This window comes from uncultured Piscinibacter sp. (genome assembly GCF_937952055.1).
Lineage (GTDB): Bacteria > Pseudomonadota > Gammaproteobacteria > Burkholderiales > Burkholderiaceae_C > Piscinibacter.
This window is the reverse complement of record NZ_CALFYO010000021.1, coordinates 481,941-497,622: the sequence shown is the minus strand read 5'-3', so window position 1 is coordinate 497,622 and position 15,682 is coordinate 481,941. Positions and strand designations below refer to the sequence as shown.

The window sequence follows — 15,682 nt, the reverse complement described above, 5'->3', positions numbered from 1 at the left end:
CATGAGCAACGGGGACGGCTTCCTCTCGCGCTGGTCGCGGCGCAAGGCGCTGGTGCGCGAGGGCCGCGAGGCGGCCGAGGCGCCGCCGGGCGCACCTGGCGCCAAGGTCGAGCCGCCTTCGCCGCCGCAAGTGGAGACTCCCCCGGCCGCACCGATCGCGTTCGAGACGCAGGCCCCGCCCGAAATCCCGGCCGAAGCGCCGCCGACGCTGGAGGACGTGGCCGCGCTGACACCCGCCTCGGACTTCACCCGCTTCGTCGCCCGCGACGTCGACCCGAGCGTGAAGAACGCGGCGCTGAAGAAGCTGTTCGCCGATCCGCAGTTCAACGTGATGGACGGCCTGGACATCTACATCGACGACTACGGCAAGCCCGACCCGCTGCCCGCGGGCATGCTGCGCAAGATGGCGCAGTCGCAATTCCTCGGGCTGTTCACCGACGAGAAGAAGCCGGCCCGCGTGGCCGGCGAGGCTGCCGCCCCGGCCGACGGCGCGGCGCCGAACGACATCATGGAAGAGTTGCCCGATGAGAACGCTGATCTGCGACTGCAATCGCACGATGCCGCTGAGCCCGCAGAGCCTGGCGCCGGTGAGTCAGGCGCTGGCGAAGACGCCGCTGGCGAGCGCTGACGGGCTCGACACCGTCCACACGCTGCTGTGCCGCCGCGAGGCCGGCGCGTTCCAGCGTGCCGCCAAGGAGGGCGATGACCTGCTCGTCGCCTGCACGCAGGAGCGCAGGCTCTTCCTCGAGCTGAACGAGCAGACCGAGGGCGCGCCGGGCCTGGCCGAGCGGCCGATCCGCTTCGTGAACATCCGCGAGACCGGCGGCTGGTCCAAGGATGCGAAGGAGGCCGCGCCGAAGTTCGCCGCGCTGATCGCCGCGGCCCAGTTGCCCGACCCCGACCCGGTGGCGACGGTCAGCTACCGTTCGCAGGGCCGCTGCCTGGTGATCGGCGGTGCCGACGCGGCCGAGCGGGCCGCCGCGATGCTGGCCGACAAGCTCGAGGTGACGCTGCTCGTCGACCGACCGGGCGGCGCGCTGCCGCAGGCGCGCGAGCGTGCCGTGCAGGCGGGCCGGCTGACCAGGCTCGGCGGCTGGCTGGGCGCCTTCCACGCCGAGTGGGAAAGCGGCAACCCGATCGACCTGGACCTGTGCACGCGCTGCAACGCCTGCATCGACGCCTGCCCCGAGGGCGCGATCGACTTCAGCTACCAGGTCGACCTGTCGGCCTGCAAGAGCCACCGCGACTGCGTGAAGGTGTGCGATGCGGCCGGCGCGATCGACTTCCAGCGTGTGCCGCAGCAGGTCGCGGAGGGCTTCGACCTCGTGCTCGACCTGCGCGAGAGCCCGGCGTTCACGATGCACCAGCCGCCCCAGGGTTACTTCCACGTCGGGCGCAGCGGCGACAGCGAGCGCAAGCTGATCGACGCGGTGCTCAAGCTGCGCGAGCTGACCGGCGAGTTCGAGAAACCGAAGTTCTTCCAGTACCGGCAGAAGCTGTGCGCGCACAGCCGCAACGAGCAGATCGGCTGCAGTGCCTGCATCGACGTCTGCTCGGCGCGCGCGATCCGCAGCGATGCCTCGCGCAAGGGCAAGGCCAAGGGCGATCAGGCTGGTGGCATCGTCGTCGAGCCGCACCTGTGCGTGGGCTGCGGCGCCTGCAGCACGGTGTGCCCGAGCGGCGCGCTTGCGTTCGGCTATCCCGGTCCGGCAGACCAGGGCCGCAGGCTGCGCACCATGCTGACCGCCTACCGGCAGGCCGGCGGCAAGGATGCGGCGCTGCTGCTGCACAGCGAGGGCGCCGGCACGCGCCTGATCGGCGAACTCGGCCGCGCCGCGCGCACCGACGAGAACGTGCGCGGGGTGCCGGCGCGCGTGCTGCCGGTGGCGCTGTGGCACACGGCGAGCACCGGCCTGGACCTGTGGCTGTCGGCCATCGCCTGCGGCGCGAGCCAGGTCTGGGTGCTGCTCACCGACGAGGAGGCGCCCGAGTACCGCCAGGCGCTGTCCGAGCAGATGGCGGTGGCGCAGGCCATCCTGAGCGGGCTCGGCTACCGCGGCGAGCACTTCAAGTGCATCGAGGTGCGCGATGCGCGCGACCTCGCCGCGCTGGACTACGCGCTGCGAAGCCCCGCCGCGCAGGGCGTGGCGAGTCCCGCCGCACTGGCTGTGCAGGCCGAGAAGCGCGCCACGCTGGACCTCGCGCTCGACCACCTGCTGGCGCAGGCGCCGGCTGCCGCCGACGAGATCGCCCTGCCCGCTGCCGGCTCGCCCTTCGGGACGCTGCGCGTCGACGCCGCCAAGTGCACGTTGTGCCTGAGCTGCGTCGGCGCCTGCCCGGAGAGCGCGCTGGCGGACAACCCGGAAAAGCCCCAGCTCAGGTTCATCGAGAAGAACTGCGTCCAGTGCGGACTGTGCGCCACCACCTGCCCGGAGGACGCGATCACGCTGCAACCGCGGCTGTGGCTGGTCGAAGGCGGCAAGGCGCGCAAGTCGGCGCGCGTGCTCAACGAGGCCGAGCCCTACCGCTGTATCCGCTGCGGCAAGCCCTTCGGCACGCTGCGCGCCATCGAGAGCATGATCACCAAGCTCTCCGGCCACAGCGCCTTCCAGGGCGAGGCGCTGAAGCGGCTGCAGATGTGCGGCGACTGTCGCGTGGCCGACATCTACAGCAACCCGAACGAGACCAAGATCACCGACCTATGAGCGACAGACTGACCGCCCTCAGCTTTGCGACCGCGGACGACAGCGAGGAGCTCGCGCGCGCCGAGCTCTACGGCCTGCTGGCGCGGCTGTGGATGGCCGCGCCGGACGAGGCGTTGCTCGAGCAGTTCCGCGTCGCGGTGACTCAGGCCCCGCAGGAGGGTGCCTTCCTCGAAGGGCCCTGGGCCGCACTGGTGGCGGCGATGCGCGCCACCACGCCGCAAGCCGCGGCGCAGGAGTACGACGCGCTGTTCCTCGGCGTGGGCAAGCCGGAGGTGTTCCTCTACGGCTCCTACTACCTCGCCGGCTTCCTCAACGAACGTCCGCTGGCCGTGCTGCGTGACGATCTCGCCGCGCTGGGCCTGGCGCGCGACGAGCAGCGCGGCGAGACCGAGGACCACATCGCCGCGCTGTGCGAGGTGATGCGCTACCTGATTGCCGGAGACGACGTGGCGGTGTGCAACCTGGAGCGCCAGCGGCGCTTCTTCCGCAGCCATCTGCAGCCTTGGGGCGAGAAGCTGTGCGATGCAGTGGGCGCGCATCCGCGCGCGCAGTTGTACGCCGCGCTGGCCGACCTGACCCGCGCCTTCCTGCAGGTGGAAACGCAGGGCTTCGACCTGCTCGAGCTGTAGATCAGACGGCGCGCCCGTCGACGCGCAGCAACACCGTGAATGCCGCCCCGACCCGGCCGTCGGCGCGGTTGGCGGCGCGGATGTCGCCGCCGTAGCGTTCGACGATGCTGCGGCTGATCCACAGGCCCAGACCGGTGCCGTCCTTCTTGCGCGTGACGAAGGGCTGGAACAGCTCGGCGAGCAGGTCCGGCGGGAGTCCGACACCAGTGTCGGCAACGTCGATCTCGACGCCGTCCTCGCCGACGTCGCGCGAGGTCAGCGTCAGCGTGCCTCCATCCGGCATGGCGTGGATGGCGTTGACGAGCAGATTCACGATCACCTGCTGCAACTCGTTGCGGTTCACCGCCGGCCTGCGCGTGGCGCGCAGGTCCTTGACCAGCGCGATGCGGGTGCGCGAGAGCAGGTGCGCCACCAGCACCAGGCAGCTCTCGAGCGCCTGCGCGGTGTCGACCTCGTCGATGTAGCCGGCGAACTCGTTCGGCCGCGCGAACTGCAGCAGCTGCGTGACGATGAGTCGCATGCGCTCGACCTGCTCGTCGACCAGCTTCAGCTCGCCGTGCACACGATGCACGTCCTCGCCGAGCAGCTCGCGCGCCAGGTCGAGGTTCCCCTGGATCACCGCAATCGGGTTGTTGACTTCGTGGGCGATGCTGGCGGTGAGCTGGCCGACCGCGGCGAGCTTCTCGCTGCGCACCAGCTGCTGCTGGGCGGCTTCCAGCGCACGCGTTCGCTCGGCCACCTTGGCGTCGAGCTCGGCGTTCCAGCGTTCCAGTGCACGTGTCTTGTCGGCGATGACGTCGAGCAGGTGGTCGAGGTGGCCGGCAAGCTGGCCGACCTCGTCGTGGCTGCGGACGGGGCCGACGCGCGAGTCCATCTCGCCGCCCTCGATGCGCTGCATGGTCTGCGCCATCTGCTCGATGGGGCCGAAGATGGCGCGTGCACCGCGCAGCGAGACCATCGCCGCGGCGACCATCACCGCGAAGAAGATCGCGCCGATGGCAGCGAGCGCGCCGAATTTCAGCAGCGTGAAGGGCTGCTCGAGGAAGCCGACGTAGAGCATGCCGACGCGCTGCCCGGCGCCGTCGACGAGCGGCTGGTAGCCGGACACGTACCAGTCGCTCACCACGAAGGCACGGTCGAGCCAGGTGCTGCCGCGCCCGAGCACCGCGTCGCGCACCGTCCCCGAGACGCGCGTGCCAATGGCGCGCTGGCCCGGGTCGTCGCCGAACAGCCGGACGTTGGTGCTGATGCGGACATCGTCGAGGAACAGCGTGGCGGTGCCCTGGCTGCCGAAGGGCAGCGAGCCGGCGGGGTAGACGATCTCGTTGATGTGGTCGATGAACGGGAGGTTGCGGTTGAGCAGCATGCCGGCTTGCACGTGGCCGAGGTGCCGTCCATCGGGCGCGATCACCGGCGCGCTGGCGACGACGACCATGGCCCGGTCTTCCTGTGAGCGCGTGGTCGGCGCCGCGTTGCGCGTGTCGACCAGCGGCACGGTGACGCGCGGCAACAGGGCCGGCGCGAGCTGGGCCATTTCCTCGGGGGAGAGCACCTCCACGCTGCCCTCGCGCCTGGCGTCGGCCAGCGGGCGGAAGGCCGGCGCCCCTGTGCCTTCGGCCGCAGGTGCGAAGTCCGTCACCAGCAGTGTGCCGTCGACGCGCCGCAGGTTGAGGAAGTCCAGGCCCTCGCGCGACTTGAAGTGCTGCAGCAGCGGCACGAGCCCCTCCGTCGGTCGCTTGGCCAGCGCGAGGTGCAGCGCGTTCGAGTCTGCCACCGTGGCGGCGCTGGCGCCCACCTCGCCGAGCACGCGCTCGAAGTAGCCGTTGGCCACGGCCAGGTCGGCGCGCACCTTGGTGGTGAGCAGCCGGTCGAAGGTCAGGTTGGCCCACACCAGCAGGATCACGCCGAGCAGCGGCAGCACCACCGCCAGCGGCACCAGCACCATCGCGAGCAGCTTGCCGCGGACGGGCAGGTCGCGGAAGCGGCGGAGCATGCGGTGCGACGCGGCGCGGCTCAGGCGCTGCGGGCCGCGCGCGTCGTGGCGGGCTCGCCCCACTCCGCCACGCGGCGCTCCAGGGTGCGGCGCGAGATGCCCAGCAGCTGGGCGGCGCGCGTCTTGTCGCCACCGACCGATTCCAGCACCGACAGGATGTGCCGCTTCTCCAGCGCATGCAGATCGGTCGGTCGCGCCGCGGGCGCGGCGCGCGCTTCGCTCTCCATGCGTTCCAGGCTCTGATAGAGCGCCGACACGTTCAGCGCGCCGAGGATCAGCGAGCGCTCGATCAGGTTGCGTAGCTCGCGCACGTTGCCCGGCCAGTCGTACTGCCCGAGGTAGGCCAGCTCGTCCGCGCTGACGTCCATCGGCGCCACGCCGAGCCGCGGTGCGAGCGTGGCGACGAAGTGCTCGACGAGGTCGGGAATGTCTTCCTTGTGCGAGCGCAGCGGCGGCAGGTTGATTTCCACCACCTGCAGCCTGTAGTAGAGGTCGGCGCGGAAGCGGCCCTCGGTCACCTCGTCGGTGAGGCGGCGGTTGGTGGCCGCGACGATGCGCACGTCCACCGGGATCTGCTGCTCGCTGCCCACGGGTCGGATGCGCCGATCCTCGAGCACGCGCAGCAGCGTGGCCTGCAGCGACAGGGGCAGGTCGCCGATCTCGTCGAGAAACAGCGTGCCACCCTGCGCGTAGACGAACAGGCCGTCGCGTCCCGGTCCGCGCCCCTTGGCGGCGCCCGGCGCATGTCCGAACAGCTCGTGCTCGATGTGCTCGGGTGACATCGTCGCGCAGTTCACCGGCACGAAGGGCCCGTGCCGGCGCGGGCTGTTGCGGTGCAGGGCCAGCGCAGCCAACTCCTTGCCGGTGCCCGACTCCCCGATCAGCAGCACCGTGCTGTTCACCGCCGCCACGCGCTGCAGCGCGGCCTGCAGGCCTTTGATGGCGATCGAGCGGCCGACCAGACCATCGGCGCCCGGGGTGCGCTGCGACAGCGCGCGCCGCAGCACCCAGTTCTCGCGCTGCAGCCGCGCACGCTCGAGTCCGCGCCGCACGGCATTGAGGATCTGCGTGACGCGAAAGGGCTTCAGGATGAAGTCGCTCGCGCCGGCACGCAGCGCCTCGATGGCGGTGTCGAGGTCGGCAAAGGCGGTGATGAGCACCACCTCGCCGCCGTATCCCTGATCGCGCAATTCGCGCAGCCACGTGATGCCGTCCTTGCCGGGCAGCGTGATGTCGAGGATGAGCAGATCGTATCGGTGCTTGCGCACCAGTTCGTCGCCGGCCTCTGCGTCGGCGGCGCTGTGCACCTCGCCGCAACGGCTGGCCAGTGTCTTCTCGAGGAAGTTGCGCATGCCGGCCTCGTCGTCGACGACGAGCACATGCGCCAGGGGCCATTCGGGTGGAGTCGGTGTCGAGGGCATCGGGATGGGGCCGCAGAGGGCACTACTGTGGCACAGGCGCTGCAACCGCCGCGGGCAAGCCGGGAAATCTCCCCGTAGTTACCCGGTCTCCTGGGGTCCTGTTTGCGACAAGTTGTCGCGGTCCCCTCCCACGTTGCGTTGCGACAGCTTGTCGCGGCGCGAGTGGGGCGCTGGGCAAGGCTCCGGAGCCCTCGAAACTGCGGGAGGCATGGCTAAGATATGCACACTTTTGCACAGGTCGACTGTGCCGAGTTCATAGGAGGCCACGATGGACAAGCAACAGCCCAAGCTCTCCCGCCGCACCGTGTTCGCCGGTGCCGGCACCGCCGGTGCCCTCGCCGCCGTGGCCGCGGTGGTGCCCAAGGCGCCCGCCGAGGCGGTCGCCGGCGCGACCTCGAAAGCCGACGCCGTCAAGGGTGGCTACCAGGAAACGCAGCACGTGCTGCGCTACTACCAGACCACCCGCGTCTGACCGTCCCTCATTCCGACCGGGCCGAAACGCGCCCGCCGCTGCACGTTCAAGGAGTTCCCATGCTGCTCACGCGCAAATCGTCGTCGTCCGCCCAGGGCTCGGCCTCTTCGCTGGTGTCCAGCCTTGCACGCGGTGTATCGCGTGCGATCCCCACGATGGACCGCCGATCGTTCCTGCGCCGCTCCGGTCTCGGCGTCGGCGCCGGCATCGCGGTGTCGCAGCTTTCGCTGGTCAAGAAGGCGCAGGCCGCCGACCCGGCCGGCGCCGCCTCCGGCGACAAGAAGGTCGTCGTCAAGCGCACGGTATGCGGCCACTGCTCGGTGGGCTGCGCGATCGACGCGGTGGTCGAGAACGGTGTGTGGGTGCGCCAGGAACCGGTGTTCGACTCGCCCATCAATCTGGGCGCGCACTGCGCGAAGGGCGCGGCGGTGCGTGAGCACGGCCATGGCGAGTTCCGCCTGAAGTACCCGATGAAGCTGGTCAACGGCAAGTACGAGCGCATCTCCTGGGACCAGGCGCTCGACGAGATCAGCGCCAGGATGCTCGAGCTGCGCAAGCAGAGCGGCCCCGATTCGATCTTCGTGGTCGGATCGTCCAAGCACAACAACGAGCAGTCCTACCTGCTGCGCAAGTGGATGTCGCTGTGGGGCAGCAACAACTGCGACCACCAGGCGCGCATCTGCCACTCGACCACCGTCGCCGGCGTCGCCAACACCTGGGGCTACGGCGCGATGACGAACTCCTACAACGACATGCAGAACTCGAAGGCGGCGCTGTACATCGGCAGCAACGCTGCCGAGGCGCATCCGGTGTCGATGCTGCACATGCTGCATGCCAAGGAGAACGGCTGCAAGATGATCGTCGTCGACCCGCGCTTCACGCGCACGGCGGCGAAGGCCGACGAGTACGTCCGCCTGCGTTCGGGAACCGACATTCCGTTCCTGTTCGGCGTGCTGTACCACATCTTCAAGAACGGCTGGGAAGACAAGAAGTACATCGAGGACCGCGTCTACGGCATGGACAAGGTCCGCGAAGAGGTCATGTCGACGTGGACGCCGGACAAGGTCCAGGAGGTCTGCGGCGTCGACGAGGCGACCTGCGCGAAGGTCGCCGAGATCATGGCCAAGAACCGGCCGAGCACCATTGTCTGGTGCATGGGCCAGACGCAGCACACCATCGGCAACGCGATGGTGCGGGCCTCGTGCATCCTGCAGCTGGCGCTGGGCAACATCGGCGTTTCCGGCGGCGGGGCGAACATCTTCCGCGGCCACGACAACGTGCAGGGCGCCACCGACGTGGGGCCGAACCCCGATTCGCTGCCCGGTTACTACGGCCTGGCCGAAGGTTCGTTCAAACACTTCGCGAACGCGTGGAAGGTCGACTTCGAGTGGATCAAGTCGCAGTACGCGCCAGGCATGATGAGCAAGCCGGGCATGACCGTGTCGCGCTGGATCGACGGCGTGCTCGAGAAGAACGAGCTGATCGACCAGGACAGCAACCTGCGCGGTCTGTTCTTTTGGGGCCATGCGCCCAATTCGCAGTCGCGCGGCCTCGAGATGAAGAAGGCGATGGACAAGCTCGACCTGCTCGTCGTGGTCGACCCCTTCCCGAGCGCCACGGCAGCCCTGGCGGCGATGCCAGGCAAGCCCGAGGACCAGAACCCGAACCGCGCCGTCTACCTGCTGCCGGCGACCACGCAGTTCGAAACATCCGGCTCGTGCACGGCCTCCAATCGCTCGATCCAGTGGCGCGAGCAGGTCATCGAGCCGCTGTGGGAGAGCCGCACCGACCACATGATCATGTACCAGCTGGCCGGCAAGTTGGGCTTCGCCAACGAGCTGGTGAAGAACTACAAGATGGTCAAGGGCAAGGGTGGCATGGAGGAGCCCGAGGCCGAGTCGATCCTCCGCGAGATCAACAGCTGCGTCTGGACCATCGGCTACACCGGCCAGAGCCCCGAGCGCCTGAAGGCGCACATGCGCAACATGAACGTCTTCGACGTCAAGTCGCTGCGTGCCAACGGGGGCATCGACAAGGAGACCGGCTACAAGCTCGACGGAGACTATTTCGGCCTGCCTTGGCCGTGCTGGGGCAATCCCGACTTGAAGCACCCCGGCTCGCCCAACCTCTACGACACCAGCAGGCACATGATGGACGGCGGAGGAAACTTCCGCGCCAATTTCGGCGTCGAGCGCGAGGGCGTGTCGCTGCTGGCCGGTGACGGCTCGCACAGCAAGGGTGCCGACCTCACCAGCGGCTACCCCGAGTTCGACCACCTGCTGCTGAAGAAGCTCGGCTGGTGGGACGACCTCAGCGAGGCCGAGAAGAAGGCCGCCGAAGGCAAGAACTGGAAGACCGATCCCTCCGGCGGCATCATCCGCGTCGCCGTCCAGGTGCACGGTTGCCATCCCTTCGGCAACGCCAAGGCACGGGCAGTGGTGTGGAACTTCCCCGATCCGATCCCGAAGCACCGCGAGCCGCTGTACAGCAACCGGTCGGACCTCATCGCCAAGTACCCGACGCACGATGACAAGAAGGCGTTCTGGCGCCTGCCCACGCTGTTCAAGACGGTGCAGGAGAAGAACAAGGACATCGGCAAGCAGTTCCCGCTGGTGATGACCTCGGGCCGGCTGGTCGAGTACGAGGGCGGCGGGGACGAGACGCGGTCCAACCCCTGGCTCGCCGAGCTGCAGCAGGAGATGTTCGTCGAGATCAACCCGAAGGCCGCCAACGACCGCGGCATCCGCAACGGCGAGTTCGTGTGGGTGAAGACGCCGCCGATGGCCGCGGTGCCCGACTTCAAGGGCTTGCGCGTGAAGGCGCTGGTCACCGAGCGTGTCAACGAGGAGACGGTGTTCCTGCCCTTCCACTTCGCCGGCCGCTGGGGTGGCGCCGACCTGGGACCGTACTACCCGACCGGCTCCGCGCCGGTGGTGCGCGGGGAGTCGGTGAACACCGCGACGACCTACGGCTACGACAGCGTGACGATGATGCAGGAAACCAAGACGACGCTCTGCCAGATCGAGCGTGCCGCCTAAGGAGAAGACGACATGGCAAGAATGAAGTTCATCTGCGATGCCGAGCGCTGCATCGAGTGCAACGGCTGTGTCACCGCCTGCAAGGCGGAGCACGACGTACCCTGGGGCGTGAACCGCCGCCGCGTCGTCACGCTCGGCGATGGCGTACCCGGCGAGCGATCGATCTCGGTGGCCTGCATGCACTGCAGCGACGCGCCCTGCATGGCAGTGTGCCCGGTCGACTGCTTCTACCGCACCGACGAAGGTGTGGTGCTGCACGACAAGGACGTCTGCATCGGCTGCGGCTACTGCTCGTATGCCTGCCCGTTCGGCGCGCCGCAATTCCCCACCAACGGCACCTTCGGCCTGCGCGGCAAGATGGACAAGTGCACCTTCTGCGCCGGGGGGCCCGAGGCCAATGGCACGCAGGCGGAGTACGAGAAGTACGGCCGCAATCGCCTGTCCGAGGGCAAGCTGCCCGCCTGCGCCGAGATGTGTTCGACCAAGGCGCTGCTCGGTGGTGACGGCGACATCGTTGCCGACATCTTCCGGACCCGCGTGCTGAGCCGCGGCAAGGGCAGCGAAGTGTGGGGCTGGGGCACGGCCTACGGCAAGCCGGCCGGCGGCGCGGGGCAACCCAAGGAAGGCACGAAGTCATGAGCAAGCGCATCCTGATCGTGATGACCCTGGCGGCAGGGCTTGTCGCTTGCGGTGAGAAGCCGCAGACCGCCGGCTCGAAGAAGGCCGACGGCAAGTCCTGGGACGCGGCGCAGAACGCTTTCGTGGCCGAAGGATGGAAGTCCGGCGACCAGGCCAGCTGGGAAACGCAGATGAAGACCCGTGCCCAGGGCCAAAACGAGTACTCGCGCGCGTCGGCGCAAAAGTGACCAGAAGCCAAGGAGACGCCATGCACCGCGTGATGCGCACACTGCTGTTGGCGGCGACGCTGGCCTGGTCCGGATTGGCGCTTGCCCAGAACACCGGCGACGACCGGGTCCCGCCTGCAGCCGGCGCGGGCACCGAGTTGCCCAAGGCCGACGAAACCAACGCCGAGCGTGCCAAGACGCAGCCCGGCAACAATGCGCCGATGTGGCGTGCCGTGCGGGACTCCGGCAGCAAGGCCGGCTTCACCACGCTGCCGGGCGCCGAGACGGGCGTGCTCATCCAGTCGTTCGTGCAGTACCCGGGATCCGACTTCACCACCGCCGGCGAGGCCTGGCGGCAGGTGCGCAACGACTGGATCATCCCCTACGGCGGTTCGCTGCTGTTGATCATCGCCGGCGCGATCGCACTGTTCTACTGGCGCAAGGGCATGCTCGGCGGCCACGAACCCGACACGGGCCGCAAGGTCGAACGCTTCACGCCGTTCGAGCGAAGCGCGCACTGGGCCAACGCGATCGCTTTCGCCATCCTGGCGGTTTCGGGCATCGTGATGGCCTTCGGCAAGTTCTTCCTGCTGCCGGTGATCGGCGCGACCCTGTTCGGCTGGCTGAGCTACGCGCTGAAGACTGCGCACAACTTCGCCGGACCGCTTTTCGCCGTGTCGCTGCTGGTGGTGATCGTCACCTTCGTGCGCGACAACATCCCGAACAAGTCGGACATCACCTGGCTGCTCAAGGGCGGCGGCCTGCTCGGCGCTCATGAGATTCCGTCGCATCGCTTCAATGGTGGCGAGAAGCTGCTGTTCTGGGCGGGGGTGTTCATCGCCGGCCTGGTGGTCGTCGGCTCGGGGCTGGTGCTCGACAAGCTGGTGCCGGGACTCGCCTACACGCGGGCGGACATGCAGATCGCACACATGATCCATGCCATCGCCGCCGTGATCATGATGGCGATGTTCCTCGGCCACATCTACATGGGCACCGTCGGCATGCAAGGCGCCTACCAGGCCATGCGTACCGGCTACGTGGACGAGGCATGGGCCAAGGAGCACCACGAACTCTGGTACGACGACATCCGTGCCGGCAAGATCCCGGCCCAGCGCAGCACGCCCCCCGGCGGTGTGACTGCTCCGCAAACCTGACCCGCAGAGCCCGACCATGCGCCACGTTCTCTTCGCCCTGATCACATCCGCCCTGGCCAGCGCAGCGGTGGCCAAGCTGCCGCCGCCAACCGACGAGGCCAAGGCGAAAGCGGCCGAAGCCGCGGCCAAGACCGCCCATGGCAACAAGGTCGCGGCATTCCAGTTGTGCCGCTCGATGGAGAAGGTGGCGGCGCGCTACCAGGCGGAAGCGACGAAGGCCGGCAAGTCGGTCCACAAGCCCACCGAAACGCCGGCTTGTGCCGATCCTGGCCCGTTCGTTCCACCGGGCGGGGCAGCTCCCGCCGCGGCCGCGCCTGCCGCGGCGCCGGCCAAGAAGTCCTGAGCGTCGTCGCGACCGTCGCTCGAGGGGCCGCTGCCGCAGCGGCCCTTCGTGCTTGTGCTTCCCGCCGTTCCCGTAGAGTGCCGGCATGACCGTCAGACTGACCCAGGCGAGCGCACCGCTCATGCACACGATCGCCGTGCGCGACGAGTACGGTGCTACGCGCGAGATCGCCATTCCAGCCGAACGCGCGCTGACCGTGTTCGTCGACAAGCGCGAACTGGTGACATTGATGACCCTGGGCGCGGCGCCCGAGCTGCTGGTGCTCGGCTACCTGCGCAACCAGCGCCTCGTCGAGGGCGTCGCGGACATCGAGTCGATCACCGTCGACTGGGAGGTGCAGGCCGCGGCGGTGACCACGCGCGCCGGCATCGAAGGCATCGAGGAGAAGACCGCCAAGCGCGTGGTGACCACCGGCTGCGGCCAGGGCACCGTGTTCGGCGATCTGATGGACGACCTCGATCGCATCGTGCTGCCGCCCCCGAGCGTGCAGGGGTCACGCCTCAGCCAGTCGCGCCTGTACGGTCTGCTCGACGCGGTGCGGCGCCAGGAAAGCACCTACAAGTCGGCCGGCTCGGTGCATGGCTGCGCCTTGTTCCGCCAGGACGAATTGCTGATGTTCGTCGAGGACGTTGGCCGCCACAACGCCATCGACACGATCGCCGGATGGATGTGGCTGCACGGCGTCGACGGCGGCGACAAGGTCTTCTACACGACCGGGCGCCTGACCAGCGAGATGGTGATCAAGTCGGCGCAGATGGGCGTGCCCATCATCGTGTCGCGCAGCGGCATCACGCAGATGGGCCATCAGATCGCCAGCCAGCTGGGCCTCGCCCTGTTCGGCCGGGCGAGCAACCGCCACTTCATCTGCTACACGGGTTTCGAGCGCTTCGACGCGCAGCCGGAACCGCCCCGGCCGGCCAGTGCTGCCTGACTAGGCGATACGGGCCAGGTCGCGCATCATCGTCGGTCCGGCGCGCTTCTCGATCTCCGTGAGCAGCGCTTTGCCCCATCCGAGCGCGAACAGCGCCTCGGCGGTCACGAACATGGGGCCGACGAGCAGGCCGACGAGGTCGTCGACGAAAGCCGGCTTGCGGCCCTCGTACCAGTGGCCGATGAACTGGATCGCCCAGCCGACGACGAAGAAGCCGATGCCCCAGGCCAGCCAGGCGCCGGTGCCGCTGTCGCCGACCCGGTGTGCCAGAGCGATCAGCACCCCCACCGCCGCGCTCACGGCCAGCCCCAGTTGCAGGTTGCCGCGCGTCAAGTACCAGACCGCCGCGGCGGCGAAGACGACCCAGGCCGGCGTGAGCGACCAACCGGCCAGCATGAACGCCGGCTTGGCCAGCAGCACGCCGACGGCAAAGACGATCATCGGCACGCCCACGAAGTGGCTGGCGATGTTGCGCCGGTCGCGGTGGTACATCGCGTACTGGCTGAGGAGTTCGGTCGCGCCGCGCATGGCTCTCTCCGGAAAACAACGACTCTCAGCCCCAACTGTGGCACAGCTTCGCCCGGGTGTGCGCCCCGCGGTCCCTAAAATGCACGCAACCCACCCGGAAATGCGTACATGAGCATCAAGAGCGACAAGTGGATCCGGCGCATGGCCGAGCAGCACGGCATGATCGAGCCGTACGAGCCGGGGCAGGTGCGCCACGCGAGCGACGGCCACAAGATCGTCAGCTACGGCACCAGCAGCTACGGGTACGACATCCGCTGCGCACGCGAGTTCAAGGTCTTCACCAACATCCACTCGACCGTGGTCGACCCGAAGAACTTCGACGAGAAGAGCTTCGTCGACATCGAGGCCGACGTCTGCATCATCCCGCCGAACAGCTTCGCGCTGGCGCGAACGGTGGAGTACTTCCGCATTCCGCGCAACGTGCTGACCATCTGCCTGGGCAAGAGCACCTATGCGCGCTGCGGCATCATCGTCAACGTCACGCCCTTCGAACCCGAGTGGGAAGGCTACGTGACGCTGGAGTTCAGCAATACCACGCCGCTGCCGGCGAAGATCTACGCGGGCGAAGGCTGCGCCCAGGTGCTGTTCTTCGAGAGCGACGAGGTCTGCGAGACGAGTTACAAGGACCGCGGCGGCAAGTACCAGGGCCAGCGCGGCGTGACGCTGCCGAAGACCTGAGCCCTCGACGGGCGCCCAGGCCGGCGGAGAAGGGGGCGGCCATGAAATGGGAAGGCAACCGCGAGAGCGACAACGTCGAGGACGCCCGCAGGTCGGGCGGTCGCCTGCCGGGCGGCGTGCACCTCGGCGGCGGGCGCGGCATCGGCCTGGGCACGATCGCCATCGCGCTCGTGGCCGGCTGGATCTTCGGCATCAACCCGCTGACCGTGCTGAGCCTGCTCGGCGGCGGTGGCGGCGAGATCGGCGGCATGCCGACCGCGCAGCAGGCGCCGGCCGGCAGGCCGCCCGCCGACGACACGATGGCGCGCTTCGTCTCGGTGGTGCTGGCAGACACCGAGGACGTCTGGCACGAGCAGTTCCGACAGATGCGCAGCACCTACCGCGAGCCCAAGTTGCGCCTGTTCCGCGGCGCCGAGCCCACCGCCTGCGGCATGGGTCGGTCGGCGATGGGCCCGTTCTACTGCCCGGGCGACCAGAAGGTCTACATCGACCTGGCCTTCTACGAGACGATGCGCACGCAACTCGGCGCGCCGGGCGACTTTGCCCAGGCCTACGTGATCGCCCACGAGGTCGGCCACCACGTGCAGAACCTGCTGGGCATCACCGGCAAGGTGGAGGCCATGCGCGGTCGGATCGGCGAGGCGCAGGGCAACGCGATGAGCGTGCGGCTGGAACTGCAGGCCGACTGCTTCGCCGGCGTATGGGCACATCACGCGCAGAAGGCGCGGCAGATCCTCGAGCAGGGTGACCTGGAAGAGGCGCTCCACGCTGCCAGTCAGATCGGCGACGACGCGCTGCAGCGGAAGTCGCAGGGCACGGTCCAGCCCGAGACCTTCACCCACGGCAGCAGCGCGCAACGCGTCCGCTGGTTCAGGACCGGGCTGCAGACCGGCAGCGTGCAGCAGTGCAATACCTTCGAGGCACGCCAGCTCTGAGCCCAGGCGC

Annotated in this window: 15 protein-coding genes; 12 read left to right on the top strand and 3 right to left on the bottom strand. The window is 68.8% G+C overall.

The window, feature by feature from the left end:
- The first annotated feature begins 1 nt into the window (after position 1).
- The 3 genes from Q0599_RS16615 to Q0599_RS16605 are packed head-to-tail and all read left to right on the top strand — an operon-like array spanning position 2 to position 3,334.
- Entirely contained in the window at positions 2–628 is a 627-nt protein-coding gene (locus Q0599_RS16615; RefSeq protein ID WP_298831657.1) for a DUF3306 domain-containing protein, read from the top strand.
- On the top strand, positions 525–2,705 hold the full coding sequence (locus Q0599_RS16610) for a 4Fe-4S binding protein (RefSeq protein ID WP_298831654.1): 2,181 nt from the start codon (positions 525–527) through the stop codon (positions 2,703–2,705). Before Q0599_RS16615 ends, Q0599_RS16610 begins: the two co-directional genes overlap by 104 nt.
- Positions 2,702–3,334 carry a molecular chaperone TorD family protein gene (locus Q0599_RS16605; protein ID WP_298831651.1) on the top strand — a complete coding sequence of 211 codons (633 nt, stop codon included), beginning with the start codon at positions 2,702–2,704 and terminating at the stop codon, positions 3,332–3,334. The genes Q0599_RS16610 and Q0599_RS16605 overlap by 4 nt, the downstream gene beginning before the upstream one ends.
- Position 3,335: 1 nt before the next feature.
- Here the strand turns inward: Q0599_RS16605 and Q0599_RS16600 are convergent, their stop codons facing one another.
- Both Q0599_RS16600 and Q0599_RS16595 read right to left on the bottom strand, forming a co-directional pair.
- Complete coding sequence (locus Q0599_RS16600; protein ID WP_298831646.1) at positions 3,336–5,327, bottom strand: cache domain-containing protein; 1,992 nt, start codon at positions 5,325–5,327, stop codon at positions 3,336–3,338.
- Between the two features lie 20 nt (positions 5,328–5,347).
- Complete coding sequence (locus Q0599_RS16595) at positions 5,348–6,748, bottom strand: sigma-54 dependent transcriptional regulator (RefSeq protein WP_298831644.1); 1,401 nt, start codon at positions 6,746–6,748, stop codon at positions 5,348–5,350.
- Between the two features lie 268 nt (positions 6,749–7,016).
- Here Q0599_RS16595 and Q0599_RS16590 point away from each other — a divergent pair, with 268 nt between their 5' ends.
- From Q0599_RS16590 to Q0599_RS16560, 7 genes are all read left to right on the top strand, one after another.
- Positions 7,017–7,220, top strand: coding sequence for a formate dehydrogenase (locus Q0599_RS16590; RefSeq protein WP_298831642.1), 204 nt, complete (start codon positions 7,017–7,019; stop codon positions 7,218–7,220).
- Between the two features lie 59 nt (positions 7,221–7,279).
- Positions 7,280–10,258, top strand: a complete 2,979-nt coding sequence (locus Q0599_RS16585) for a formate dehydrogenase subunit alpha (protein WP_298831640.1) — start codon at positions 7,280–7,282, stop codon at positions 10,256–10,258.
- Positions 10,259–10,270: 12 nt separating this feature from the next.
- Positions 10,271–10,897: a formate dehydrogenase FDH3 subunit beta gene (gene fdh3B, locus Q0599_RS16580; protein ID WP_298831638.1), complete on the top strand. Its 627-nt coding sequence runs from the start codon at positions 10,271–10,273 to the stop codon at positions 10,895–10,897.
- The gene (locus Q0599_RS16575) at positions 10,894–11,124 is read left to right on the top strand and encodes a hypothetical protein (protein ID WP_298831635.1); all 231 of its coding nucleotides are present in this window, start codon (positions 10,894–10,896) and stop codon (positions 11,122–11,124) included. The genes fdh3B and Q0599_RS16575 overlap by 4 nt, the downstream gene beginning before the upstream one ends.
- Before the next feature lie 20 nt (positions 11,125–11,144).
- On the top strand, positions 11,145–12,257 hold the full coding sequence (locus Q0599_RS16570) for a formate dehydrogenase subunit gamma (RefSeq protein ID WP_298831633.1): 1,113 nt from the start codon (positions 11,145–11,147) through the stop codon (positions 12,255–12,257).
- Between the two features lie 16 nt (positions 12,258–12,273).
- Positions 12,274–12,600, top strand: a complete 327-nt coding sequence (locus Q0599_RS16565) for a hypothetical protein (RefSeq protein ID WP_298831631.1) — start codon at positions 12,274–12,276, stop codon at positions 12,598–12,600.
- A gap of 85 nt (positions 12,601–12,685) precedes the next feature.
- Positions 12,686–13,531 (top strand): formate dehydrogenase accessory sulfurtransferase FdhD, encoded by an 846-nt coding sequence (locus Q0599_RS16560; RefSeq protein ID WP_298831629.1) that lies wholly within the window; start codon positions 12,686–12,688, stop codon positions 13,529–13,531.
- On the opposite strand, the gene Q0599_RS16555 is transcribed toward Q0599_RS16560, so the two are convergent.
- Positions 13,532–14,059: a DUF962 domain-containing protein gene (locus tag Q0599_RS16555; protein ID WP_298831627.1), complete on the bottom strand. Its 528-nt coding sequence runs from the start codon at positions 14,057–14,059 to the stop codon at positions 13,532–13,534. It abuts the gene before it with no gap.
- A gap of 108 nt (positions 14,060–14,167) precedes the next feature.
- Between Q0599_RS16555 and dcd the strand changes: the two genes are divergently transcribed.
- Positions 14,168–14,737 carry a dCTP deaminase gene (gene dcd / locus Q0599_RS16550; RefSeq protein ID WP_298831626.1) on the top strand — a complete coding sequence of 190 codons (570 nt, stop codon included), beginning with the start codon at positions 14,168–14,170 and terminating at the stop codon, positions 14,735–14,737.
- Positions 14,738–14,778: 41 nt separating this feature from the next.
- Entirely contained in the window at positions 14,779–15,672 is an 894-nt protein-coding gene (locus Q0599_RS16545; RefSeq protein WP_298831625.1) for a neutral zinc metallopeptidase, read from the top strand.
- Positions 15,673–15,682: the final 10 nt, after the last annotated feature.